The 25,265-nt window shown below is 65.8% G+C and carries 24 protein-coding genes and 1 pseudogene; 9 read left to right on the top strand and 16 right to left on the bottom strand.

The annotated features are described in order from the left end of the window. Positions 1-107: 107 nt before the first annotated feature. Entirely contained in the window at positions 108-893 is a 786-nt protein-coding gene (locus ACVILH_RS15320) for an ATP-binding cassette domain-containing protein (RefSeq protein WP_456713636.1), read from the top strand. Then, positions 890-2,447 (top strand): annotated as a pseudogene (locus tag ACVILH_RS15315) (glycine betaine ABC transporter substrate-binding protein). Before ACVILH_RS15320 ends, ACVILH_RS15315 begins: the two are co-directional and overlap by 4 nt. Positions 2,448-2,642: 195 nt before the next feature. On the opposite strand, the gene ACVILH_RS15310 reads toward ACVILH_RS15315, so the two are convergent. From ACVILH_RS15310 to ACVILH_RS15290, 5 genes are all read right to left on the bottom strand, one after another. Continuing rightward, on the bottom strand, positions 2,643-3,038 hold the full coding sequence (locus ACVILH_RS15310; protein ID WP_456713635.1) for a rhodanese-like domain-containing protein: 396 nt from the start codon (positions 3,036-3,038) through the stop codon (positions 2,643-2,645). A 111-nt stretch (positions 3,039-3,149) separates the two neighbouring features. Further along, positions 3,150-4,859, bottom strand: a complete 1,710-nt coding sequence (locus ACVILH_RS15305; RefSeq protein WP_456713634.1) for a sulfatase-like hydrolase/transferase — start codon at positions 4,857-4,859, stop codon at positions 3,150-3,152. Between the two features lie 173 nt (positions 4,860-5,032). Next, positions 5,033-5,614: a DUF3592 domain-containing protein gene (locus ACVILH_RS15300; protein WP_456713633.1), complete on the bottom strand. Its 582-nt coding sequence runs from the start codon at positions 5,612-5,614 to the stop codon at positions 5,033-5,035. 250 nt (positions 5,615-5,864) lie between these two features. After that, positions 5,865-6,173, bottom strand: a complete 309-nt coding sequence (locus ACVILH_RS15295) for a hypothetical protein (protein ID WP_456713632.1) — start codon at positions 6,171-6,173, stop codon at positions 5,865-5,867. Beyond that, positions 6,173-7,030 carry an SDR family oxidoreductase gene (locus ACVILH_RS15290; protein WP_456713631.1) on the bottom strand — a complete coding sequence of 286 codons (858 nt, stop codon included), beginning with the start codon at positions 7,028-7,030 and terminating at the stop codon, positions 6,173-6,175. The genes ACVILH_RS15295 and ACVILH_RS15290 overlap by 1 nt, the downstream gene beginning before the upstream one ends. Before the next feature lie 531 nt (positions 7,031-7,561). Here ACVILH_RS15290 and ACVILH_RS15285 point away from each other — a divergent pair. Further along, the gene (locus ACVILH_RS15285; protein ID WP_456713630.1) at positions 7,562-8,674 is read left to right on the top strand and encodes a DUF2336 domain-containing protein; all 1,113 of its coding nucleotides are present in this window, start codon (positions 7,562-7,564) and stop codon (positions 8,672-8,674) included. Positions 8,675-9,095: 421 nt separating this feature from the next. Next, a complete protein-coding gene (locus ACVILH_RS15280; RefSeq protein ID WP_456713629.1) occupies positions 9,096-9,671 on the top strand; it encodes a hypothetical protein in 576 nt (191 codons plus the stop codon). A 105-nt stretch (positions 9,672-9,776) separates the two neighbouring features. Here ACVILH_RS15280 and ACVILH_RS15275 read toward each other — a convergent pair whose 3' ends face one another. After that, a complete protein-coding gene (locus tag ACVILH_RS15275) occupies positions 9,777-10,502 on the bottom strand; it encodes an SDR family NAD(P)-dependent oxidoreductase (RefSeq protein WP_456713628.1) in 726 nt (241 codons plus the stop codon). Between the two features lie 96 nt (positions 10,503-10,598). Here ACVILH_RS15275 and ACVILH_RS15270 point away from each other — a divergent pair, with 96 nt between their 5' ends. Further along, on the top strand, positions 10,599-10,991 hold the full coding sequence (locus ACVILH_RS15270; protein WP_456713627.1) for a winged helix-turn-helix transcriptional regulator: 393 nt from the start codon (positions 10,599-10,601) through the stop codon (positions 10,989-10,991). A 601-nt stretch (positions 10,992-11,592) separates the two neighbouring features. On the opposite strand, the gene ilvC is transcribed toward ACVILH_RS15270, so the two are convergent. The 9 genes from ilvC to miaA form a co-directional block, all read right to left on the bottom strand. Continuing rightward, complete coding sequence (gene ilvC, locus ACVILH_RS15265) at positions 11,593-12,612, bottom strand: ketol-acid reductoisomerase (RefSeq protein WP_006613763.1); 1,020 nt, start codon at positions 12,610-12,612, stop codon at positions 11,593-11,595. A 150-nt stretch (positions 12,613-12,762) separates the two neighbouring features. Then, positions 12,763-13,365, bottom strand: a complete 603-nt coding sequence (locus ACVILH_RS15260; protein WP_456713626.1) for a LysE family translocator — start codon at positions 13,363-13,365, stop codon at positions 12,763-12,765. A gap of 236 nt (positions 13,366-13,601) precedes the next feature. After that, on the bottom strand, positions 13,602-14,291 hold the full coding sequence (locus ACVILH_RS15255) for a class I SAM-dependent methyltransferase (RefSeq protein WP_456713625.1): 690 nt from the start codon (positions 14,289-14,291) through the stop codon (positions 13,602-13,604). Positions 14,292-14,294: 3 nt separating this feature from the next. Continuing rightward, positions 14,295-14,837, bottom strand: coding sequence for an acetolactate synthase small subunit (gene ilvN, locus ACVILH_RS15250; protein WP_456713624.1), 543 nt, complete (start codon positions 14,835-14,837; stop codon positions 14,295-14,297). A 174-nt stretch (positions 14,838-15,011) separates the two neighbouring features. Next, entirely contained in the window at positions 15,012-15,995 is a 984-nt protein-coding gene (locus ACVILH_RS15245; RefSeq protein ID WP_456713623.1) for a threonine dehydratase, read from the bottom strand. A gap of 337 nt (positions 15,996-16,332) precedes the next feature. After that, on the bottom strand, positions 16,333-18,102 hold the full coding sequence (locus ACVILH_RS15240) for an acetolactate synthase 3 large subunit (RefSeq protein WP_456713622.1): 1,770 nt from the start codon (positions 18,100-18,102) through the stop codon (positions 16,333-16,335). 374 nt (positions 18,103-18,476) lie between these two features. Next, positions 18,477-18,911 carry a PIN domain-containing protein gene (locus tag ACVILH_RS15235; protein WP_456713621.1) on the bottom strand — a complete coding sequence of 145 codons (435 nt, stop codon included), beginning with the start codon at positions 18,909-18,911 and terminating at the stop codon, positions 18,477-18,479. Further along, entirely contained in the window at positions 18,908-19,165 is a 258-nt protein-coding gene (locus ACVILH_RS15230; protein ID WP_456713620.1) for a FitA-like ribbon-helix-helix domain-containing protein, read from the bottom strand. The genes ACVILH_RS15235 and ACVILH_RS15230 overlap by 4 nt, the downstream gene beginning before the upstream one ends. Positions 19,166-19,195: 30 nt before the next feature. Beyond that, the gene (miaA, locus tag ACVILH_RS15225) at positions 19,196-20,122 is read right to left on the bottom strand and encodes a tRNA (adenosine(37)-N6)-dimethylallyltransferase MiaA (protein ID WP_456713619.1); all 927 of its coding nucleotides are present in this window, start codon (positions 20,120-20,122) and stop codon (positions 19,196-19,198) included. Between the two features lie 3 nt (positions 20,123-20,125). Here miaA and serB point away from each other — a divergent pair, with 3 nt between their 5' ends. Then, positions 20,126-21,016, top strand: a complete 891-nt coding sequence (gene serB / locus ACVILH_RS15220) for a phosphoserine phosphatase SerB (protein WP_456713618.1) — start codon at positions 20,126-20,128, stop codon at positions 21,014-21,016. 774 nt (positions 21,017-21,790) lie between these two features. Continuing rightward, positions 21,791-22,063: a hypothetical protein gene (locus ACVILH_RS15215; RefSeq protein ID WP_456713617.1), complete on the top strand. Its 273-nt coding sequence runs from the start codon at positions 21,791-21,793 to the stop codon at positions 22,061-22,063. Positions 22,064-22,082: 19 nt separating this feature from the next. Here the strand turns inward: ACVILH_RS15215 and ACVILH_RS15210 are convergent, their stop codons facing one another. Then, positions 22,083-23,495, bottom strand: coding sequence for an MFS transporter (locus tag ACVILH_RS15210; protein ID WP_456713616.1), 1,413 nt, complete (start codon positions 23,493-23,495; stop codon positions 22,083-22,085). 87 nt (positions 23,496-23,582) lie between these two features. Between ACVILH_RS15210 and ACVILH_RS15205 the strand changes: the two genes are divergently transcribed. After that, a complete protein-coding gene (locus ACVILH_RS15205) occupies positions 23,583-24,548 on the top strand; it encodes a LysR substrate-binding domain-containing protein (protein WP_456713615.1) in 966 nt (321 codons plus the stop codon). Next, positions 24,541-25,071: an N-acetyltransferase family protein gene (locus ACVILH_RS15200; protein WP_456713614.1), complete on the top strand. Its 531-nt coding sequence runs from the start codon at positions 24,541-24,543 to the stop codon at positions 25,069-25,071. Before ACVILH_RS15205 ends, ACVILH_RS15200 begins: the two co-directional genes overlap by 8 nt. The last annotated feature ends 194 nt before the right edge of the window (positions 25,072-25,265 follow it).

The raw sequence follows: 25,265 nt of genomic DNA, 5'->3' as shown, positions 1-25,265 counted from the left end.
CCTCCCCGAAATTGGCCCGGACGGCTTAGCCGCTTGCGCCGTGAAGTTCAACGCAGCCCGCGGACGTGCTAGGTCTGGAGCCGAGGCCCCTCGCCCCGAAAGGCCGCATGCCGCGCACGCCCCTCATCACCTATGATCACGTCCGCAAGACTTTCCCTGGTCCGGTGGTCGCGGTGGACGACGTCTCGCTCGACATCGCCGATGGCGAGCTCCTGGCGATCGTCGGCGGCTCCGGCTCGGGCAAGACGACGCTGCTGCGGCTCACCAACCGCCTGATCGCGCCGGACGGCGGCACGATCCGCATCGGCGGCGAGGACATCGGCGGTCTCGAGCCGGTCGCCCTGCGACGGCGCATCGGCAATGTCTTCCAGAACGGCGCGCTATTTCCACACATGACGGTTGCGGCCAATATCGGCATCACCCCAAAGCTGCAGGGCACGCCGGTCCACGAGATCGCCGCCCGCGTCGACGAGTTGCTCGACCTCGTGCAGCTCGATCGCAAGGCCTACCGCGACCGTATGCCCGACGAGCTCTCCGGCGGCCAGCGCCAGCGCGTCGGCGTCGCCCGCGCGCTCGCCGCCAAGCCCCGCATCGTGCTGATGGACGAGCCGTTCGGCGCGCTCGATCCGCTGACGCGCGATGCCTTGGGCCACGACTATCGCGCGCTGCACGACAAGCTCGGACTGACCACGCTGATGATCACCCATGACATCACCGAGGCGCTGCTCTTGGCCGACCGCATTGCGGTGATGCGGACGGGCCGCCTGGCCGAGGTCGGCACGGCGGCGGAGCTCGCAGCCAGCCGCGAGCCGTATGTGACGGAGCTGATGTCGACGCCGCGGCGCCAGGCTGTACGGCTCGCAGCGCTGCTGCCCGAAGGCGGCGCCGCATGAGCCTGTTGTCCGATCCGCGCTTGGCCGAGGCGCTGTCGCATCTCGCCGATTATCTCGGCAGTCATCTGCGCGTCAGCATCGCCGCGCTGGCGCTCGGCCTCGTGATCAGCTTTCCTCTGGCGCTGCTCGCGCGCAACACACCGTCGCTGCGCAATCTGCTGCTCGGCCTCGCCAGCGTGGTGCAGACCGTGCCCGGTCTGGCGCTGCTGGCGTTGTTCTATCCGCTGCTGCTGGCGCTGGCGGCGCTGAGCCTGCGCTGGTTCGGCCTGTCGTTCTCGGCGTTCGGCTTCCTGCCGGCGGTGCTGGCGCTGGCGCTGTATTCGATGCTGCCGGTGCTGCGCAACACCATCACCGGACTTGATGGCGTCGACGCCCGGCCTGATCGAGGCCGCCAAGGGCGTCGGCATGAACGAACGCCAGGCGCTGACCATGGTCGAGCTGCCGCTGGCGCTGCCGGTTATCATGGCGGGCATCCGCACCGCCGCGGTGTGGGTGATCGGCACGGCGACCTTGTCGACGCCGATCGGCCAGACTTCGCTCGGCAACTACATCTTCGCAGGGCTGCAGACGCAGAACTGGGTGCTGGTCGTATTCGGTTGCGTCGCCGCCGCGGTGCTGGCGCTGGTGGTCGATCAGTTGCTGGCGCTGATCGAGAACGGGCTGCGCAGGCGCAGCCGCGCGCGGGTGGGACTCGGCACGGCGACGATCGCGCTGATGGTCGCGGTAAGCCTGCTGCCTTCGCTCGCCGGCACCTCCGCGCGCTATGTGATCGGCGCAAAAACCTTCACCGAGCAATATGTGCTGTCGGCCCTGATCAGCGAGCGGCTGCAGGCCGCGGGCCTCACGGCCACGTCGCGCGCGGGGCTCGGCTCCAGCGTGATCTATGAGGCGCTGAGGAACGGCGACATCGATGCCTATGTCGATTACTCCGGCACGCTGTGGGCCAACCAGTTTCATCGCACCGAGCAGTTGCCGCGCGAGGCGCTGCTCGCCGCCTTGAAGCAGGATCTCGCCAAGGACAAGGTCACCCTGCTCGGCGAGCTCGGCTTCGAGAACGCCTATGCGCTGGTGATGCCGCGCAAGAAGGCCGAGGCGCTCGGCATCCGCTCGATCGAGGACCTCACGCGCCATACATCCGGCATGTCGATCGCCGGTGACTACGAGTTCTTCTCCCGGCCGGAATGGGCCGCCTTGCGCGACGCCTATGGCCTCGCCTTCCGCGCCCAGCGCCAGATGCAGCCGGACTTCATGTATGCCGCGGTCGCCTCGGGCGAGGTCGACGTCATCGCCGGCTACACCAGCGACGGGCTGATCGCGAAATACGATCTCGTCGTGCTCGACGATCCCAAGCATGCGATCCCGCCTTACGACGCGATTCTGCTGCTGTCACCGAGGCGCAGCGATGACCGCGCATTGCAAGAAGCATTGCGTCCCCTGCTCGGCCGCATCGACATCGCGACGATGCAGCAAGCCAATCTGCGCGCTTCCGGAAGCGACGCGGAGTCTTCGCCACAGGCGGTCGCGCGCTGGCTGCGGAGCAAGATTTCGAAGTAAGCCCGTCTTCACCTCTCCCGAAGGGAGAGGTCGGAGTGCATCGCAAGATGCAATCCGGGTGAGGGGATCAGGTCAAAATCGCGGCGCAAGCCCCCTCACCCGGCGCTGCGCGCCGACCTCTCCCCGGCGGGGAGAGGTGAAAGGAGATCGCGGCGACCAGATTGATCTCACAACGGGCGCGGCCTTCGAGATGGCTTACATCCCCGGCTCGATCGGCTTCTCGATCGCGCCGCCGCTCTCGGCCCAGTCCTTGAACGCGCCGACGTTGAACACCTTGTCGTAGCCGAGATCCTTGAGCGTCTTTCCCGACAGCGCCGAGCGTCCGCCGGACGCGCAATACAGGATGATGCTCTTGTCCTTCGCAAACGCCTTGTCGTGATACGGCGAGTCCGGATCGGCGCGGAATTCGAGCATGCCGCGCGAGACGTGGTGGGCGCCTTCGATCTTGCCGCTCTTCTCGATCTCCGGCGCATCGCGCACGTCGAGCACCAGCGTATTGCCAGCAGCAATCATCGCCTGGGCCTCGGCCGGCGTGATCTTCGGCACCGCGGCGTTGGCGGCGGCCATCAGCTCCTTGACGGATGTGGGCATGTCGGACCTCCCGATTGAACGGAAGCCAGCGGTAGCCCAGCGCGGCGGCCGCCGCAATCCTCCGATCGGAGGACGGACGTCGCAATGCCGTGAGGCCTCAGCAGCAGTCCCTCACAGGCCGCGGATCAGCTCGGCGTCGATCAGCATGCGGTTGAAGCGGCGGGCCTCGGCGCCATCGCCGCAGGCGTAGAACACGCCCTTGCAGCGGAGCATGATGTCCTTCTGCTCGGCGAAGGAGGGGTCGAGCGGAATGCCGGCGGCCTCCAGGGTGACCAGCGGCAGATAGGCGGCGTCGATCTTGTCTATCACGACGCCGCTTGGGCGCGGCTCGAAATTGACGGCATCGACGGCGTAATAGGTCTGGTAGTAGCGCGGATCGTAGCTTTCGAGCTTCGCGCCGATGCCGGCCTCGTCGAGCTTGGGATCGAGGATGTGCGGCGAGAACTCCGGCTGGTGATCGCCATAGCGCACGATCAGGAACGGCTGGTCGCCGAAGCGCTTCTTCAGATTGGCGAGGAAGCGCTGATAGTCCGACGCGCTCATCGCCTGGCGGCGCAGATATTCGTCGATTGCAGGCCCATTGCCGGGCGCACGCCAGGACGGCGTCAGGTCGGGACGGAACGTCGTCTCCCAGGGAAAATGGTTGGCCGCGAGATAGACGAACATGAACAGCGGCTTGTTGCGCTGCCGCTGCTGCATCAAATCGAGCGCGGCGTCGTAGAAGAAGCCGTCGGGCTCGACACCCTTGGCGCCGAGATCGCGCGCGTCGAGGAAGCGGTCGACGCCGACCGTGGTCTGGAAGCTGCGCGCGCTCATGAAGGCGCCATGCGCGGGATACAGCGACACGGTGTCGTAGCCGCAATTGCGCAGCGCCAGCGGCAGGCCACGCTCGACGCGCCCCGAGGCGATCCGCGTCACGAAATAGGCGAAGCGGCCGAACGAGCGCGACGACAGGCCGGCAAGCACGTTGTACTCGGTGAACCAGCTCGGCCCGCCATTGCTCTCGGCCATGAATTGCCGCGCCTTGCCGTCGAACGACTTGAAGTGGCTGCCATAGCCGTCCGGCACTTTGATGCCGTCAGCCGAGCGGATATCGAAGCTCGACTCGTCATGGATCAGCACGATGTTCGGCCGCCGGCCCGCGGGATGGCAGGAATCCGGGACGAAGGCTGCCAGCTTGCGGTCGGCCGTCGCATCGGACTCCATGAAGCCGTTGGCGAGAAAGTCCGACACGGCTGTCACGCCGGAGCGCGCGAACTTCGAGAGATAGCCGTCGTCGTAATAGCCACGCCACGCCTCGTCGCGCCAGTTGAGCGAATACAGCGTCAGCGCAGCCAGACAGGCGAGCTTGCCGGCCAGCGCCGGCAGCCGCGGCACGCGAAACGGATCGGCCCACCACAACAGGCCCATCAGCGGCAGCACGACCGCCGCCGCCACCAGCACCGAGAGCTTCAGGTTCGGGAAGATCGTGAACAGGAAGGCCGCGCTGTCATGGTCGATCAGCATCACGTCGACGAAGTTCGCGGTCATCTGGACGACGGCATGCTTGAGCTGCGACAGCAGCACCAGCACCACGACCATGGTCAGCGCCAACGCGCCCGACACCGCAGGGCGCCGCAGCAGCACCAGCCAGAAGCCGTTGAGGATGCCCCAGGCCAGCAGAAAGCCGAGCCGCGAGCCGAAATCGGTCTCGGTGTGCAGCATCAGGGCCAGCGCGGCCACATGCGGCGCCGCCACGGCGGAGAACCGCACCGCGGCTGAGCGGGTGGCGCTCCCCGCGGTGAGCGTCGTGATCGGTTCGTGATTCGGCGTCAGGGACATCGGGCGGTCGATCAGGCGACGTCCTTCGCCGGCGCATGCCGGCAGATCAAGGACATCAAATCCTGTCATGCGACCGTAATGAAATCGTCACAAATAACAACACTCCGGATTTGCACGGAGTGCGACTTGTGCGTTCTCGCGTCGCAGCGACGGCCTGCGGCCGCGCGCTGGTGTCAAACGTTCATCATTCGTCGCCGCGACCGCATCGCACCGCGCACCGCCTGCGGTGCTGCGCGGCCCGGTGCCATGACCGGCAGACGCAGCCGGACGCGGCGCACGAACGGCCAGCCGAACCACAGCGCTGCGCAGAGCGGCAACAATGGAAGCAGCAGGTTCGAGCTGCGATCGCGATCGACGATGGCAAACAGCGACGCCTCGTCGCCGCGATACAACACCGGGACCGGATCGCCGACGCGATAGCGCGGCGAGCTGCCGCCGAAATCCTCGAAGCGCAGCAGCGCACCGGACGCGGCGGCGAACTCGATCACCGGATAATAGGTCGGCTCCCGATCGAGACCCGCAGCGTCGACCCGGATCGCGATCACCTGGCCGGCGGCGCGCAGCCCGGTCAATTCCAGATGCGCGATGTAGCAGGCCATGATGATGGTCACGACGACGAGAAGGCACGCAGTGATGCCGGCGACCCGTGTCGGCATGCGCACCGCGGCCCGGCGCGGCGCCTTCGCCGCAGCGGCCATGAACAGCAGCGCAATCTGGTCGTGAGCGAGCCCGCCAAAGAATTGATGATCGAACATTCCAATGCCCCCGCGGAAAGCTGCATCGAAAAAACCAATCATGGGTAAAATACGACACGCAAATCCTGCACAACCGGGGCATCGCGCCTGCAGCCAATCCGATACGCGAGTCAATTCCGCGGCTTACACCTCGTCCAGCGCCGCATTCAAAGCTGCGCGACGATCACGACTTGCCGCCCGGTGTCGCCGGTTTCCCACACCCAGGCATGCGTGTGCCTGCGCTTGATTCGCGCGACCGCGACGCAAGCCGTCAGGACCCATCCGCTGCCCGACATGGTGCGTCGGACGAGTCCGATGCCGTCTCCGCCGCATGATCCTCCGTCAGGTGAAACTCCCGCCCGAGCCGGCGCTGCACGCTCATCACGGCGCGGTCGACATCGCTGATCAGGCTGTCGCCGAGGATGACGTGCGGGATCTCCCAGTTGCGGCCGCTGCGCACCTCGAGCGCCAGCACGGCGGGCACGCGTGCGGTCTCGCAGCCCGGCTCGGCACGGATGGCGTCCTCGACCAGGCGGGTGAGCTCCGCCTGGGTCTTGCCGGTCGTGGTCACCACCGGCATCAGGCTTTGGTCACCGGCAACAGGCCGAGCCGCTTGGCGATGATGCGATCGACCATCCGCTTCGGAAGCAGGCGCGTGATCACATGCCGCAGCGGATCAGGCGCGATCTCGTCGCGCACCTTCGGCGCCGGAGACGTCAGCGCCGCGACGACATGCTCGGCGATGGTCTCGGGCGGCAGCCCGGTCTTGGCGAGATGCAGCATGAAGCCGCGGATCTTCTGCAGCGCCGGGAAAAATGGCGACGTCTGATAGGGCGTCAGGTCGACCTCCTCGGCCTTGCCCCAGATCGGCGTCTTCACCGCGCCGGGTGCGACGATGATGACGTCGATGCCGAACAGCATCAGCTCGCGGCGCAGGCTTTCCGACAGACCTTCGAGCGCATGCTTCGAAGTCGAATATGGCGCCAGCAGCGGATTGCCGTTGCGCCCGGCGACCGAGCTGATCATCACGATCCGCCCGCGCTCTCCGCGCATTGCCGGGTCGGCGCCGAGCAGCGGCGCGAACGCCTGGGTCGCGATGACAGGGCCGATGACGTTGACCTCCATCTGGTGGCGAAACTGCGCGATCGGCAGCTCCGTCACCGGACCGGCGACGGCGATGCCGGCATTGTTGACGAGCCCCGCGAGCGCCTCGCCATCGAGCGCCGCCCTCACCTCCTGCGCCGACGCCCTCACTGCCGCCTCGTCGGTCACATCGAACAGCAGCGGCGTGAAGCTCGTGCCGAGCTCGGCGCGCAGCCGCGCGGCATCGTCAGGCTTGCGAACGCTGCCGAACACGCGGAAGCCGCGTGCGAGCAGAAGCTTTGAACAGGCGTAGCCGATGCCGGTGGAGGCTCCGGTGATGACGACAGATTTCATGGCGACCTCAGAGATTTGCGCGGCGATTATCGCACGGGATGCGGCCTCATGCTGGCGCTGTTTTCACTCCCCGGCGCGGGCCCGCCTCTGCCGGAATTCGGGAACCCGGAGGGCATGCCGTCGGGCGCGCTCACCATCGAAACGGGTCACGCTAAGAATGTGATTTAAAATTCGATGCTTGGGGAGATGACAGTTGACGTGACATCGTGGGAGGCGCGCAAACCGGATGAAGGACGGCCGATGACCTTATGAGATCATTAACCTTTCGGTCTCTCACCGGAGCCCACGAGACGTAAGGCCGCGGCATCGGCTGAGCGGCCCGGCAGCACTGGATTGAGGCGCAGATGGCGCTCCAAACCGAGCCTTACAGCCTTCACGTTAATTTTCCGTATCCGTGTTTCCCCGGTGTACTACGTCCCGCCTCCCTAACACATTGTTATCGCCCGTCTCGAAAAATGGTCGCGCCGAGAGCTCCTGCGGACCAGACCGCATCGCCGCGCTCCCGGACACCCGGAGCAGACGAGCGTCAACGTGCATCAGCCAGACCAGCTTCCAGCTTCAGAAAACTCGATCATCACCGAGCTCGAGGACGCGGTCCGCAGCGGCTCGTCCGAGAAGCGCGTCCACACCCTGCGCCAGGTCACCAACCTGTTCCTCCATGACGGCGAACGCCTCACCGAGGAGCAGATCAAGGTGTTCGACAACGTGCTCTGCATGCTGGTCTCGCGAGTCGAGACCCGGGCGCGCGCCGAGCTCAGCAAGCATCTCGCGCCGGTCGACTACGCTCCCGTCGATGTGATCCAGCAGCTCGCCCGCGACGACGAGATCTCGGTCGCCAAGGACGTCCTGATGCACTCGACCCGGCTGACCGAGCACACGCTAGTCGAGGTCGCGCAGACCAAGGGCCAGGATCACCTGATGGCGATCTCGAGCCGCCCGCATCTGACCGAGGCCGTCACCGACATCATCGTCGACCGCGGTGAGATCCGCGTCATCCGAAAGCTCGCCAACAACCAGACCGCGCGGTTCTCCGAGACCGGCTATTCCGGGATGATGGCGCATGCCGAGGACGACGACGAGCTGACCGAGATCATCGGCCTGCGCGTCGACCTGCCCAACAAGCATCTGCGCGACCTGCTGCGCCGCGCTACCGATTCCGTGCGCACCAAGCTGTTGGCCTCGGCGCCGCCGGCGCTGCAGCAGGAGATCAAGAAGGTCATCAAGGCGATCGCGGACGTCGCGCGCAGCGATGGCGGCCTGATCGGCCGTGACTTCTCGCTGGCCGAAGAGGCCGTCAAGCGGATGAAGGGCTTGAACGAGCTCAACGACTCCGCCATCGGCTTCTTCGCCGAGACCCGCCGCTTCGGCGAGGTCGCAGCCGCCCTCGGCCTGCTCAATAACGTGCCGACCGAGATGATGGCCAAGGTGCTGGAGGGACCGCGCACCGACATCGTGCTGATCCCCTGCCGCGCGGCCGGACTGACCTGGTCGGTGGTGGCCAAGATCCTGACCCACCGCCCGATCAAGCACGCCATCGACAGCGACACCCTCAAGCTCGCCGAGCGCGACTACGGCCGCCTGTCCCTCGACACCGCCCAGCGCACGCTGCGGTTCTGGATGGTGCATAACAAAGTCGAGAAGTGAGCGGGGGCTCGCACTCCATCTCAATAAGATACCCGACGTATGCTCACACTCCGCCGTCGTCCTGGCCTCGAGCCGGAACCTATACCGCGTGATGTGAGTTGGCGAACAAGGTCTGGGTCGCCGTCGTTCGCAACACGGCAGTCGGTGGCTATGGGTCCCGGCTCAGGGCCGGGACGACAGCTTTGGGAATCGCAGGCAGCCCGGCCTCTCAAACCCAACGCTCAGACCAAAAGAAGTCACCGCGCCCGCAAGTCACGCCAGCATCCGACAGCGAGGGCTGCCTTGCCAAGCCGATCGTGCGAGGGCAGCACCTCGCAGATGACCGCGGGACTTGGATGGCCAGGGCAAGCTCCGCCATCATGCGAGGCGGCTGACAGCGGTCTCGCAGATGGACTAGGATAGCAGCAACAGGAGATGTCTCATGGCTGTCGACGTTCCAGGCTCCCGTTCCGAGGCCCGCCTCGCGCCCGTCCCGGAGCGCCATGCCGCGGCGTTCTGCTTCGTGCTGCTGACAACGGCTTGCGCGCTGGCGAGCCTGGTGCTCGCCTGCGCGACGCCGTTCGCGGCCTTTGCGGTGATCGCGGCCACCCTGCTGCCGCTGCGCGCGGGGCTACCGGTGATTATCGGCGCCTTCATGGTCAACCAGGGCATCGGCTTCGGCGCCCTGCACTACCCGATCGACGCCACGACGCTGGCCTGGGGCGCCGTGATCGGCACGGCTGCGCTGGTGGCTACCGTCGTCGCACGCGTGGCCCTGGGAGCCCTGCGTTCCAGCCCGGCCCCACTCGCCTTCGCCGCTGCCCTGCTTGGCGCCTACGCTGCCTATGAGCTGGTGCTGCTCGCCGCCACGCCCGCACTTGGCGGCGCCGCGAGCTTCACGCTGCCGATCATCACCCGCCTCGGCCTGACCAGCGCCGCCTGGCTCGTCGGCCTGGTCGCGGCTTGCGAGATCGTTGGTCTGCTGACACCGCGCGTATCACGCCGCGCGGTGTCCTGAGCGGACCAGCATCAACGGGTGAGAAGCCGTCTCCACCTCACGCTCCGGTCGTCCCAGCGCGCCCATGGCAACCTTGACGCGCGGGCGTTCGACAGACGGCGCGGATCAGACCTGCGCCATGCCGCCGTCCACCGGGAGCTCGGCTCCGGTGATGAAGCTGCTTTGGTCGCTGGCGAGGAACAGCGCGGCCGAGGCGACTTCGTCGGCACGAGCCATACGGCCGAGCGGGATCAGCTTCGTCAGCGTCTCGCGCACCTCGTCGGACGCCGCCGCCATCATGGCGGTGTCGGTTGGTCCTGGCGCCACGACGTTGACGCGGATGTTGCGGGGCGCCAGCTCGTTGGCCCAGGTCCGTGCGAACGAGCGCACGGCGGCCTTGGTGGCTCCGTAGACGCCATAGCCTTTGGTCCCGATCGCGTCGGCGATCGAGCCCACCAACACGATCGAGCCACCATCCGGCATGATCGCCGTCGCAGCCTTGGCGGCAAACAGCAGCGCGCGCACATTGAGGCCGAAGGTCCGGTCGAAATGATCCTCGCTGACGTCGTCGAGGGTCGCGAACTCGGAGATGCCGGCATTGACAGCGAGCACGTCCACCCGTCCGGCTTCGCTGCTCACCGTGTCGAAGAAGGCGGCGAGCTTGGTCAAATCGGAAGCATCGACGCGGCGCACGCACAGCCTGCCGGCCCCAAGCGCGACCTCCCCCTCTTCGGCGCGACGACTTGTGGCGTAAACCGTGGCGCCTTCCGCTGCGAACCTCTCTGCGATGGCGCCACCGATACCGCCGTGGCCACCGACGACGACAACGATTTTTCCTGAAAGCCTGCTCATACGTCCTCACATCCCTAGTGATGACGAACAGGTATCATTCCTATATCTAATCACAAGAACGCACCGGATGGTGCTCAGATATCGAGGCGTATACCCATGTCCAAAGACGTGCTCGAACTGCCGCTTGATGTCACCGCGACACGACCCATTCTCGAACATATCGCCAACAAGTGGACGGTGCTCATCCTGAGCGTCCTCTGCACGCAGCCGGCGCGGTTCAACGAGCTCAAACGCCGCCTGGAGGGCATCACCCACAAGGCCTTGTCCGAGGCATTGAAGCGTCTAGAGCGCAATGGCCTTGTCAGTCGCAAGGTCCTGCCGGGGCAGCCGATCGGGGTCGAGTACACAATTACTGCTCTTGGCTGCTCGCTACGCGAACCTTTTGCTGCACTTTACAACTGGTCGCTCGCCAACGGCGCCGCACTGGAAAGAGCGCAGCGTGCCTATGACACATCGAGAAGGAACGGAGGGGCGGAGGAGGAGATCTAGAGCATGATGTGATCGCGTGGAAACGCATCATGCTTCAATCGCCATACCCCTCCGATGATCATGACAGAAGGCGCCGCGAGCTCAGTCTCACCCTCCCCTTCAGGGCAGGGCTATCGCATGTGACGATTGGAGTTTTGCGCTGGTCCATCTCCACAGCGTCATGGCCGGGCTGTCCCGGCCATCCACGTCGTTCGGCATGCTGAGAACCACGTGGATGCCCGGACAAGTCCGGGCACGGAGAAAACGATCGGCAGCATCGTTCGTCGAGCCGCTCCGAATTTCCATATGCGATAGCCCTGCCCGCCAGGGGAGGGTGACAGCGGGGCTGATCTCGAAGCTGCTCGCCACGGAATCGGACGCGTGCGCGAGGCGCGATTGCGCACAAACACATCATGCTCGAGCGATGTCCCGTTCCGCAGGCTGCTTGATTTGGCAGAGCGCGCAGCCGACTGAACCGCGACACCCTTCGTCGAGATGGTTCAAGCCGGGGACTGGCGGCTGCAGTTTACGAAAAAGCCTCCGTCCGAAACCGACGGAGGCTCTCGATCGTGGTTCAGGTCGAGACGCGCTATCAGCAGGTCCCGACCCGCGAGCAGATAGCTCAGTTCTTGCTCTTGTCGACCAGCGCGCCCTTCTTGATCCAGGGCATCATGTCGCGCAGGCGGGCGCCGACCTCCTCGATCGGGTGCTGGGCGAGCCGGGCACGGGTGGCCTTGAACGAGGACTGGTTGACCTTGTTCTCGAGCATCCAGTCGCGGGCGAAGCGGCCGGACTGGATGTCGTCGAGCACACGCTTCATCTCGGCCTTGGTCTCGGGGGTGATGATGCGCGGTCCGGTAACGTACTCGCCATATTCGGCGGTGTTGGAGATCGAGTAGTTCATGTTGGCGATGCCGCCTTCATAGATCAGGTCGACGATCAGCTTCACCTCGTGGAGGCACTCGAAATAGGCCATCTCCGGCGCGTAGCCGGCTTCCGTCAGCGTCTCGTAGCCGGCCTTGATCAGCTCGACCAGACCGCCGCACAGCACCGCCTGCTCGCCGAACAGGTCGGTTTCGCACTCTTCCTTGAAGGTGGTCTCGATGATGCCGGCGCGGCCGCCGCCGATCGCCGACGCGTAGGACAGGCCGAGGTCATGGGCGTTGCCCGAGGAATCCTTGGCGATCGCGATCAGGCAGGGCACGCCGCCGCCGCGCTGGTACTCGGAGCGGACGGTGTGGCCGGGGCCCTTCGGCGCGATCATCAGCACGTCGAGATCGGCGCGCGGGTCGAGCAGGTTGAAGTGGACGTTGAGGCCGTGCGCGAACACGAGCGCCGCGCCCTGCTTCATGTTGTCGTGCAGGTGCTCGCGGTAGATGTCGCCCTGCAGCTCGTCCGGGGTCAGCATCATCACGAGGTCGGCCCATTTGGCGGCCTCGGCGACCTCCATCACCTTGAAGCCGGCGCCTTCAGCCTTCTTGGCCGAGGCCGAGCCCTTGCGCAGCGCGATCGCGACGTCCTTGACGCCGGAATCCTTCAGGTTCAGCGCATGGGCATGGCCCTGGCTGCCGTAGCCGACGATGACGACCTTCTTGCCCTTGATCAGGTTCAGATCGGCGTCGCGATCGTAGTAGACACGCATTGTCGTTTCCTCTTGAGAGATGCCGGAATTGGCTGAAAAGTCAGACGCTTGGGTGAGGCACGGGCGGCTGCGCCCGGACAAAATCCGGCCCGTGTCTAGAGCATTTTGGGGGCGGATGGAAACCCCGATCTCGCATGGCGGCGCGCTCCCTCATGCGTCCATGAAGACGGGATAGAGCGAGGCCAGCAGCAGCACGGCCATCACGATGTTGAAGCCGCGCACGGCGCGCTCGGAGCTGAGCAGCGGCCGCAGCGCGGTGCCGAACAGGGTCCAGGTGACGGTCGAGCCGATCGCCATCACGAAGCTGATCGCGACCTGCAGTGCAACATTGGCGGGAAAGCGCGCGATCGCGGCATAGGCGGTGATGGTGCTGATCACCATCACCCAGCCCTTGGCGTTGACCCATTGAAACAGCGCCGCGCCCCAGAACGACATCGGGCCGCGCAGCGTGGCCTCCTCCGGCTTGGTCGACCCGGAGAACGCGATCGCGATGGCGAGATAAATCAGATAGGCGGCGCCGAGATATTTCAGCACCTCCTGCAGCACCGGATAGGTGATGAACACCGTCGCCAGGCCGACGCCGACGGCGCCGACCATGAAGGCGAAGCCGAAGCTGACGCCCATCATGTGCGGCACGGTGCGGCGGAAGCCGTAGGTGACGCCTGATGACAGCAGCATGATGTTGTTCGGCCCGGGCGTGAACGACATGACGAAGGCGAAGGTGACGAAGGCGATGAGGAGATGCTGGGACATTCAGTGAGCTCCCACCGCGCGAGGACTCTTCACCCTCCCCTGGAGGGGGAGGGTCGGTTCACATCGCGCGAAGCCGCGATGTGAACCGGGGTGGGGTGATTTCTCCGCGCGCGAGCTGTGGGTGGGGCCCACCCCACCCCGATCGCGCATTTCATGCGCGATCGACCCTCCCCCTCCAGGGGAGGGTGGCAGCGTGGCCACCTCACCATTTCGCTCGAACATCAACACACCTCGCTTCAGCCCTGCCCCGCCGGCTTCTGCAGCACATAGGTCGCGTGCATCGGGGCGTGGTAGTCGGCCGAGACCGTCACGAACCCGACCTCGCTCAGCATGCGCTCCATCACCCAGGCGAAGGTGGAGTTCTCGTCGCGCATGTGGGTGATGACGCTGTCGCGGGCGAGGTCGTGGTTCTTGATGTTGAAATCAGCCCATTGCTCGACCGAGCGCTCGGCGCCGTCGGGCATCGAGACATAGACGATATCACGCAGGAAGAACTGCGCGCCCGGCTTCAGCGCCGCGAAGATCCGCGCCAGCGCCACCGCCTTCCAGAAATCCGGCAGGTGATGCAGCGTGAACTCGCTGGCGATCAGATCGTAGCTCGCGGGTTCATAAGCGAACGACAGGAGCCCCGCCGAATGCATCCGCACCGCGGTGCGGCGATCCCTCGTGTAGATCCTCGTCAGCGCCAGCATCGCCGGCGAGATGTCGATCGCGTCGACCACGGCGCCCATCAGCGCCGCTTCCGTCGCCAGCACGCCGTTGCCGCAGCCGATGTCGGCCACCCGCCAGCCCGGCTTGACGCCGAGCATCCTCAACGCGGCGCGCGCGCGCTCGTCGGCATCATCGCCTGCGCCGTAGATCGATGCCACCGCATGATCGAGCCCGATCCGGTTGCGTTCGTTGTAGTACCAATCGCGCGCCAGCATGACTCACATCCCCTCCGGTCCCCGCCCGATCGCCGCAATCCCGGTCCTGGCGACTTCGACCAGGCCGAGCGGGCGCATCAGATCGATAAACTGACTGATCTTGTCGGTGTTGCCTGTGATCTCGAACACGAAGCTCTCGGTGGTGGCATCGATGACGCGGGCGCGGAACGCATCCGCCAGCCGCAGCGCCTCGACCCTGGGCTCGCCGATGCCGCGCACCTTGATCATCGCCAGTTCGCGCTCGATGGCGCGCTTGGTGAGCGTCATGTCGACGACGCGGTAGACCGGGATCATGCGGTCGAGCTGGTGCTTGATCTGCTGGATCACCATCGGCGTGCCGGTCGTGACGATGGTGATGCGCGAGAGATGCTTCTGGCTCTCCGTCTCGGAGACGGTGAGGCTCTCGATGTTGTAGCCGCGCCCGGAGAACAGGCCGATCACGCGTGCGAGCACGCCGGGCTCGTTCTGCACCAGCACGGACAGCGTGTGGGTCTCGTTGGGATCGTGGCGGTCTTCGAGGAAGTAGGCGGAGGCTGGCTGGTTCATTGGTGTCCCCATCGGATTTCAGCCGTCATGGCCGGGCTCGTCCCGGCCATCCACGTCGAGCGGCGCGCGCGCGGCTCGTGGACGCCCGGCCTTCGCCGCGCCGAAGCGGCTTCGGCCGCGCAGGCGGGTCAAGCCCGGGCATGACGGCGGTGTGTGGAGTGAGCGGGGTGCCCATTAAGACAACTCCGCGATTTCTTCAGCGGCCACCGGCATTACCCAGCGCCTGAACAGATCGAGATCGATATTGCCGCCGGTCAGCACCAGGCCGACGCGCTTGCCGGCGAGCCTGGGCTTCTCCTGCAGGGCGGCTGCGAGCGAGGCCGCGCCGGCACCTTCGGCGAGATTGTGGGTGTCGGTCCAGAAGATGCGCACGGCGGCGGCGATCTCGGCGTCGCTGACCTGCACGATGCGCGAGGCGCCCTTGAGGATGATCGCGAGCGCATCCGCATCCGGGCTGCGCGTGGCGAGCCCGTCGGCATGGGTGTCCGCGGTGTTGGTGGGCACGACGCTGCGCGCCGCGAACGACAGCGCATAGGACGGCGCGCCGGTCGACTGCACGCCGACGATCTCGGTCTTCAAGCCCAGCAGGTCGCGCGCGAGGATGCAGCCGCAGATGCCCGAGCCCTGCCCGACCGAGACGTAGAGCACGTCGAGATCGGGAGCACTACGCAGCAGCTCCAGCGCATAGGTCGCGACGCCGCGCACGATGTCCGGATGGAACGAGGGCACCATGTGCAGGCCATCGCGCGCGGCGTGGCGGATCGCCTCCTCCCGCGATTCCTGGAAGTCGCTACCGTGCTCGATCAGCTCGGCCCCGAACGCCGCCATCGCCCGGTTCTTCTCGACTGAGTTGCCGCGTGGAACGTAGATCGTGACCGGCAGCCCGTTGCGGCGGCCGGCAAACGCGACGCTCTGGCCATGATTGCCGCGCGTCGCGGTGATGAGGCCGCGGACGTCGGGCTGCGTGCGCTTGAGGTTATCGACATAGACCAGCCCGCCCCGCACCTTGAAGGCCCCGGCCGGCGTGTGGTTCTCATGCTTGACGACAACATGTGTCCCCAACCGCTGCGCCAGCAACGGCCACGCATGCGCCGCCGTCGCCGGCACGGCAGTGCCGACGATGGCGTGCGCGGCTTCGAGCTCAGCGAGGGTGAACATGGGCCTGCTCATGTGTGGTTCGCCGGTAGCCACGAACGCAGCTGGGCTCCCTCTCCCCGTCCTTACGGGGAGAGGGTTGGGGTGAGGGGCAGCCACGGGCACCGACCCCGCGGAGAGCCCCCCTCACCCGGATTGCATCTTTCGATGCAATCCGACCTCTCCCCGCACGCGGGGAGAGGTGAAGAGCGCCGCACCACTGTGTCATGCCCGCGAAGGCGGGCATCCAGTACGCCGCAGCGGTCGTGGGACTCACGACGGCCGCGGCGTACTGGATCGCCCGGTCAAGCTGGGCGATGACAGTGGAGTTTGGAGTGGGCGCTGTGCTCACGAGACGAACTCACACCAGCGCCTTGCCGCCCGCGAACGCGGCGGCGGGATCGCTCGCCTCGGCGGGCAGGATCATCTCGTTGTGCGCCTTGCCCGACGGGATCATCGGGAAGCAGTTTTCCAGCGCCGCGACGCGGCAGTCGAACAACACCGGCTTCTTGACCGAGATCATCTCCTTGATCGCGCCGTCGAGATCACCCGGCTTCGACACCTGCAGACCCACGCCGCCATAGGCCTCCGCGAGCTTGACGAAGTCCGGCAGCGCCTCCGAGTAGGAATGCGACAGCCGGTTGCCGTGCAGGAGCTGCTGCCACTGCCGCACCATGCCCATATACTGGTTGTTGAGGATGAAGATCTTGACCGGCAGCTCATACTGCACGGCCGTCGACATCTCCTGCATCGTCATCTGCACCGAGGCGTCGCCGCCGATGTCGATGACGAGGCTATCCGGATGCGCGACCTGCACGCCGATCGCCGCCGGCAGGCCGTAGCCCATGGTGCCGAGGCCGCCGGAGGTCATCCAGCGGTGCGGCTCCTCGAAGCCATAGAACTGCGCCGCCCACATCTGGTGCTGGCCGACCTCGGTGGTGATGTAGGTGTCGCGGCCGCGGGTCAGCTCGAACAGCCGCTGGATCGCATATTGCGGCATGATCACGTCGCGGTTCGGCTTGTAGGCGAGCGAGTTGCGCGCGCGCCAAACGGCGATCTCCTGCCACCACGACTTGATATCCGGCTTCTTCGCCTCGGCCTTGAACACCTGCAGGATGTCGGCGAGCACGTCGCCGCAATCGCCGATGATCGGCACGTCGACGCGGATGTTCTTGTTGATCGAGGACGGATCGATGTCGATGTGGATCTTCTTCGAGTTCGGCGAGAACGCGTCGGTGCGGCCGGTGATGCGGTCGTCGAAGCGCGCGCCGACGCACAGCATGACGTCGCAATCATGCATCGTCATGTTGGCCTCGTAGGTGCCGTGCATGCCGAGCATGCCCAGCCAGTTCGGACCCGACGCCGGATAGGCGCCCAGCCCCATCAAGGTCGAGGTGATCGGGAAGCCCGTGACCTCGACCAGCTCGCGCAGCAGCCGCGAGGCCTCGGGCCCCGAATTGACGACGCCGCCGCCGGAATAGATCACTGGCCGCTTGGCCGAGGCCAGCAGCGCGACCGCCTTGCGGATCTGCATCGCATCGCCCTTGACGCGCGGCGCGTAGGAGATGTGGACGTCGGACTTGCGCGGCGGATGATAGGTGCCGGTGGCGAACTGCACGTCCTTCGGCACGTCGACGACAACCGGACCGGGCCGGCCCGTGGTCGCGACATAGAACGCCTCGTGCAGCACCTTGGCGAGATCGTTGACGTTGCGGACCAGCCAATTGTGCTTGGTGCAGGGCCGGGTGATGCCGACGGTGTCGCATTCCTGGAAGGCGTCGTTGCCGATCAGATGCGTCGGCACCTGGCCGGTGATGCAGACCAGCGGGATCGAGTCCATCATCGCGTCCGCCAGCGGCGTCACCATGTTGGTGGCGCCGGGACCGGAGGTCACCAGCACGACGCCCGGCTTGCCGGTCGAGCGTGCATAGCCTTCGGCCGCGTGGCCGGCGCCCTGCTCGTGGCGGACCAGGATGTGCTCGACCTCGCTCTGCTGGAAGATCTCGTCATAGATCGGAAGCACCGCGCCGCCGGGATAGCCGAAGATGTGCTGCACGCCGTGGTCGATGAGCGCGCGCACGATCATCGCGGCGCCGGTCATCTGGTTCGGATCGTGGCTCTTGTCGGTCATGGCAGGCTCCGGATCGCTTCTCGAAAGCGGGTGGTCGTTTGGTCGGTCGGTTCGGTCTGGCTTGGGTCGGTTCGTCTTGGGTCGCTTGGTTCAGGGTCGGTGGTGGCTTCCGGGCAATAAAAAAGGGCCCTGGAAGGCCCTGCGCACCGCTCGGATTTTGGATGGCCGCTAGCCATCCCCGGCGATGCGCCTGGGTACGACTACGATAAGGAGAATGGCAATAAAGTTGCGCATGACGGCGATCTGGCTTCCCAAAGGTTGCGCGAACATAACCATGGTGACCCTGATGTCAAGGCAAAGCAGGCTCGTCAGCGCGATTTTGTCAAGGTAGCGCGGAATTTGCGGTTCGGCGAGCGGTAATTACGACATGACTGTCAGGTTCTGGCCGACCATGGGTTGATCAGCTTGATCCCTAGGCCTCCAAAGTCACCAACATTGCGGGTCGCAAGATCGAGGCCATAGGCCATCGCAATCCCGGCGATCTGCAGGTCAGCGAGCTTGTTCGGGATCTGATGAAGTGCAAGTCCGCGCGCCCGAGCCTCAGCGAGCAGCGCTGCAGCTGCATGCGCCGCGGCTGTGTCGAAAGCGTAGATGCGACTGCCAAACCGCCTGACTGTTCGCGTGATCGCGTTCTCCAGCGCATCCTTGCGCTTGCCGGCATCGAGCATCGCGAGCCCTGCACCGAGCTCAAAGATGGTGATGCTTGAAATTGCACTGCCAGCAAAGTTTGCGTCGAGCCAGCTGACGACCTCCCGTGACGGCACTGGCCTCAGCAACTCGGAAATCACGTTGGTATCGAGCAGGATCATTCAAACTGAGCCGGCCGAACCGGTGCGGAACGCAACAGATCGAGCGCTTCGTCCAGTTCGATCCCCGGTCGCGAAATCCCCACCAGCCAAGTTCCGAACGGCTGAGCATCATCTGGCGACTGGGCTTCTTCGCGCGCGAGCTTTTCGAGCGTCTCCCGGAGGTCGGCTTCCAAGCTCTTGCCCCGCCTTTCCGCTCTGAGCCGCAGCAGCTCCTTGGTCTCGTCGTCCACTTTTCGGATCAGGATATCGGCCATCATCGCCTCCGCAGACTTGATATCACGATATCATAAAATCTTCAATGCTCTAACCCAAGCCCTCGCCGCCTCCGGGCTCATCCATTCGAACTCCGGCAGCTGGTGTCGAAACCACGTGAACTGCCGCTTGGCGTAATGCCGCGTGTCCGCCTTGCCGATGGTGGCCGCCTCCACCCGCGAGATCTCGCCCCTGTGATAACGGATCAGCGCCGGCACGCCATGGGCCTTCATCGCCGGCAGCAGCGGATCGAGGCCCCGCGCAGCCAGCCGCTCGACCTCGACCAGCGCGCCCGCCTCCAGCATCACCTCGAACCGCGCGTCGATCCGCGCATACAGCGCTTCCCGATCCGGCGCGATGAACACACCCTGGTAGCTCCCCTGCGGCAGCAGCGGAGGCGTCGTCTCCGCATGCCACTCGGCCAATGGCCGACCGGTGCCCTCGATCACCTCCAGCGCCCTGGCGATGCGGGTGCGGTCGCGGACGTTCAACCGCGCCCCTGCCTCCGGATCGCGACGCGACAGCTCGGCATGCAGCGCCTCGACGCCATCGCGCTCGAGCCTGTCGCGCACGGCGTCACGCACCTCGTCCGGCACCGGCGGCACTGCCGACAGTCCCCGCGTCAGCGCCTTGAAGTACAGCCCGGTGCCGCCGATGAAGATCGGCAGCCGCCCGTCGCGCTGGACCTCCGCGAGCACCTCGGCGGCATCTCGGACATAATGGCCGGCCGAGTAGTTCACGGCGGCATCGACATGCCCATAGAGCCGGTGCGGCACGGCAGCTTCCTCCTCGGGCGTCGGCCGCGCGGTCAGCACCCGGAGATCACGGTACACCTGCATGGAATCGGTATTGATGACCACCCCGCCCGCTTTTTGCGCAAGTTCCATGGCCAGCGCCGACTTGCCGCTGGCGGTCGGCCCTGCGATAAGCACGGCTTTGTTGATCCCTGGCAAAGTCACCTGATGTCTCTCGTCGCCACCTTCATCTGCAATCCCGCCGATCCCGCGCTTGATACCACGATCGTGGAGGCCTTCCTGGCCGTGCTGCCGCAGCCGGGCACGCCGCGCTGGCTGTTCGACGAGGTCGCGATCGACATCCCGTTCTCGCATGACGGCGAGATCCACAAGCTGGAGGCGCGGCTGCGCGACCTGCGCGGCGACATGCCGATCGACATCGTGGTGCAGCCCGAGGCCGTCCGGCGCAAGAAGCTTTTTCTGGCCGACATGGATAGCACCATGATCGGCCAGGAATGTATCGACGAGCTGGCCGATTTTGCCGGGCTGAAGCCAAAGGTCGCCGCCATCACCGAGCGCGCCATGCGCGGCGAGATCGCCTTCGAGCCGGCGTTGCGCGAGCGCGTCGCGCTGCTGAAGGACCTGCCGGTCAGCGTCGTCGACGAGGTGCTCGCCAAGCGCATCAAGCTGACCCCGGGCGGCCGCCAGCTGGTGATGACCATGCGCGCCCACGGCGCCTATACCTGCCTGATCTCCGGCGGCTTCACGCTGTTCACCAATGCCGTCGCAGCCAAGATCGGCTTCCAGGAGAACCGCGCCAACGAGCTCGTCATCGACGCCGGCAAGCTCACCGGCGAGGTGCGCGAGCCGATCATCGGCCGCGACGCCAAGCTCGCCACTCTCGTCGAGCTGCGCGAGTCCTTCGACGTCGACGAGATCGACACGCTGGCCGTCGGCGACGGCGCCAACGATCTCGGCATGATCGAGGCCGCCGGCCTCGGCGTCGCCTATCACGCCAAGCCCGCCGTCTCCGCCGCCGCGTCCGCCCGCATCGACCACGGCGACCTCACCGCTCTGCTCTACGCCCAGGGCTACACCCGCGATCAGTTCGTGGAGTAACGGGGCTGCGGCCGCGGGGGTCGCTGCGCAATACAGTGCCCTCTCCCCTTGCGGGAGAGGGCATCGCCGGCCCGTCCACACATTCGCTAGGGTGAGGGGTATCTCTCCGCGAGCGCTACTTGCGGAGAGATACCCCTCACCCGAGCGAATTTGCGGCTCCGTCCTACATGCCCTCTCCCGCAAGGGGAGAGGGCACTGCATCAAGCAGCCACTCCCTCGTCATTGCGAGCGAAGCGACGTGTCCGCCATAGCTCGAAAGGCGAAGGCGGACGCAATCCTGGACGACACGTGAGAGACTCGATTGCTTCATCGCTTCGCTCCTCCCAGTAACGACGGCGCGGCCACCATTCATTCCACTCATCGAGTGACGTCACACGACTGCAAACGATGAGTCGTCCTGCGCCCCTCTGTGACATTTAGCTAAAACTTTCGCGAATGCTGGGCCATCGCGATCGGGCCTCGTGCTCGCAAGTGCAAGCGAGATTCGCTGGTGGATGACACGCGCTCCGTCGCCTCACGCCGCGCCCAAGCATTTGTTTCAATCCAGCCCACTCCCGCGCAACTCCATTCCAATCTCATTCGAGATCACAAATCAGATCATTCGTCTTCTGCATCACAGCAGGTAAATCGATGCCATTTTGACCGCCTCACCAATCGATGAATTGTCAAATCATGCTGCAGCGCATATAACACCCACAACGCTAGGGAGCGTCCAAGGAAACGAAAACGGTTGCAATTGATGCAATCGATCATCGTCACACAAGGACTCTTCCCATGACCATCAAGCACATCATTCCCGGCTCCCTCGTTGCGCTCGCGCTGCTGACCGGCGCGGCCACGGCCGGCGAGCTGCCGAGCTACACAGTCAGCGCGCTGCCCGCGACCCCGCATCAGCTCTCCGTCGTCGGCGCGTCGTCGGCTACCGAGCAGACCGTTGCGATCAACGCCGACAGCTCGGCCTCGCCGCACCAGCTCGCCGTCCTCGCCCACCACCGCCGCAGCGCGGCGCTCGTCGTCCCGACCACCGTCGGCAGCGTCCGCAACTAAGCGGCGTCTCGCACCTACATCACTTGCTGCTGCTTCTCTCTGCCTGTCCTTGCGACCGGCGGGAGGGCAGCAGCAGGGCCGACAGTCCCGCCAAAGTGCAGGCCGATGCGGCCACAACGAAGACCGATGCGTAGTTCAGGACTGCGCCCGACCTGCCCAGAACCGCGCCGAGCACGGCAATGCCGATTGCGAAGCCCGCTTGGCGCATGATGACTGTCGCCGCAGCCGCCATCGCGGCATGATCAGCCGGCACCAGCGCAACCACGGCTCCCGACAGTTGGGGATGAGCCAGCGCAGCACCCATGCCAATGCCGCCCATGGCGAGGCGCACGACCCACGATTGCAGCGCCGGATCGGGCACGGCCAGCGCACCGACGAAGAGGACATTTCCCGCCGCCATGATCGCCAGCGCGACGCTGAAATGTCGTCGCCATCCCCAGTGAATGATGAGCCTGGCGCCGATCGGCGGCACGACGAGCATCGGGACGGTCGCCGCGAGCATCGCAAAGCCGGACTCGCCGGCGGTCCAGCCAAACGTGGTGCCCAGAAAACCCGGCAAATAGACCAGCACAGCCCAGTAGCCGAGCGAGACCGCATTCAACAACAAGGCGACCGCGATCATCCCGCGATTGACGAAGATCGCCGGATCGAAGATCGGCTGTGCCAGGCGTCGCTGCTGGCCGATGAACACCGCCAGCAAGAGCGCAGAGAGCAGGCATCCGGCGATCATGTGGGACTGCCCCTCGGCATGCAGCAACGTGACGACGAACACGCTCAGCGCGGCGCTGAGCAGCCCCATGCCGACATAATCCAGCGGGCGATGCTGCGACCGGCGCATCTCCGGAACGAGCCGGGGAATGCTCAGCCCGGCGAGCAGGCACGCCGGCAGATTGGCGAGGAAAATCCAGCGCCAGCCCAGCCATTCCGAGACGGCGCCTCCGAGGCTGGGACCGAGCGCCATAGCGATGCCAGAGACGACCCCGAGGCACGCCAGGGCGCGACTGCGGGCAGCGGCCTGCGGGTAGAGCCCGGCGATCAGCGCGATGCCGCCGGTGATCACGAAGGCCGCCGCAAGCCCCTGCAACATCCGCGCGAGCCCCAGGGTCAGACCATCGCCCGCCAACGCACAGGCCGCCGATGCCGCGGCGAACACGAGATTGCCGCCCAGCATCGTTCGCCTGCGTCCAAACCCGTCGGCGAGACCGCCGGCGATGACGAGCGTGGCCGTGAAGGCAAGACTATAGGCGTCCATCATCCAGGCCTGGCCGGAAATCCCCAGTCGAAGCTCCGCCGCGACGGTGGGCAAGGCGACAACCACCGCCGTCACATCAAAATTGGTGAGGAACGCCGCCAGGCTGAGGGCGATCGCAGGCCGCATCGACAGCAGGATCTCGCTATCGGCGTCGAGCAGCACGGAACGTGTCGTCGGCATTGAACGGCCTCACTCATGATGGCAACACCTCAACATTGGAATGGGCGACCATTCACGTCAGCATGAAAATCATTCATACTCCCGTGCATGCGTTCGCTTCCGCCATTTGACGGTCTCGTTGCCTTCGAGGCCGCCGCACGTCACCACAGCATGACGCTCGCGGCGACCGAGCTCGGCCTGACGCAGAGCGCGGTGAGCCACCGGCTGCGCAAGCTCGAGACCTATCTCGGCGCCAAGCTGTTCAATCATCGCAGCGGCACCGGGCTGTCGCCGACGACGGCAGGCGCGTCGCTGCTCAACGATATTGCAAGCCTGCTTGACGAGATGGCCACGCTGCGCGCGCGCTACCGCGCGGAAGCGCAGCCGGCCGTGCTGAAGGTCGGCGTCGGCGCCGCGCTGTCGCATTACTGGCTGGTGCGCCGCCTCCCCGGCTTCATGTCCAGGCATCCCGAGATCGGCGTCGAGCTGGTCGTCGCCGAAAGCGAAGCGCAGGCGCGGGCCGCCGATGTCGACCTTCAGGTGTTGTGGCTTCCGAAAGCATTGGCGCGCGCGAGCTCGACACAGAGGCTGCTGTTCAGGGAGCACGTCTTCCCCGTCGCGATGCCGCGGCTGCTGCCGCGCAGCCGCCCGCTTCAGGCCGTCCGGCAGCTCGCGACCTATCCGATCATCCACAAGGGACGAGCCGGGCGCGATGATGGCGCGGAATGGTCGTGGCCGGCGTGGTTCGAGCGGCTCGGCCTCGGGCCGGAGAATCCGGCCGGCATGCGCGTCGATACGATCAGCCTGGCTCTTGCGGCGGCCATCGAAGGTGCAGGCGTGGCATTGGGACGGTCTCTGCTCGTGCACGACGCGCTGGCCGAGCGCCGCTTGACCCGGGTGCTTTCGGCAGAGTGGGACGTGCCGTCCAGCAAGGTGCATGTCGTTCGCTGGCCGGCCATCCTGAGCACCGACGCGCGCGTCAAGCTGTTCACGAGCTGGCTTGCCGGCGAAGCCGCCCGCCTGTCCGACGGCGGGCAGAGGGACCGCAGCTCAATTGGAGGGATTCGTGACTGACTTCTTGATCCGGCCGGCACATGAGCAGGATGCCCCAGCCATCGCAGCGCTCCACGCGGCGAGTTGGCGCGATGCCTATGCCGATATTCTCGCGCCGGAGTTTCTCGGCGGCGCCATCGAGGCCGACAGGCTGAACGTCTGGACGCAGCGGCTAAGTGCACCCGCCGCCGATCAGCTCGTCACCGTCGCCTGCGATCCGGATGGTCCGTTGCGCGGCTTCGTCTGCTGCTATCGCGATGCCGATCCGGTATGGGGAAGCCTGGTCGACAATCTCCACGTTCGCTCCGACACCCGCGGCTCCGGCCTCGGCGAGCGGCTGCTCCGTGGCGCGGCGCGCCGACTCGCGACGAGCGGCGCAAGCCCAGGGCTGCATCTGTGGGTGTTCGAGGCGAACACGGCAGGCCTTCGGTTCTACCGGCGGCTTGGCGGCACCGTCGTCGAAACCGGCCGGTCCGAGATCCCCGCGGCCGGCGGCAAGACCATCCTGCGCGTGCACTGGCCCGATCTCGCCCAGATGGCGTGAACTGTCGTCGGCGGTTCGCAGCGAGAGCTTCCGATCGGCCATCGTTCCGATAAATAAAAACGACTTGCTATTTTTCGGAATACATGGTTGTTTAGCGTCATCCCGCCTCACCGCTGAGCAACTGTGCTTTTGAGGTAGGCCGGCGAACGGCCGGCCTCAAGGCTGGCGCGAGACGCGCCCCCGCCTTCGGCGGC

The sequence above is a fragment of the Bradyrhizobium sp. USDA 4353 genome (assembly GCF_054063215.1).
Note: the sequence above shows the minus strand (reverse complement) of the source record. Positions and strands in the feature narration are given on the sequence as shown.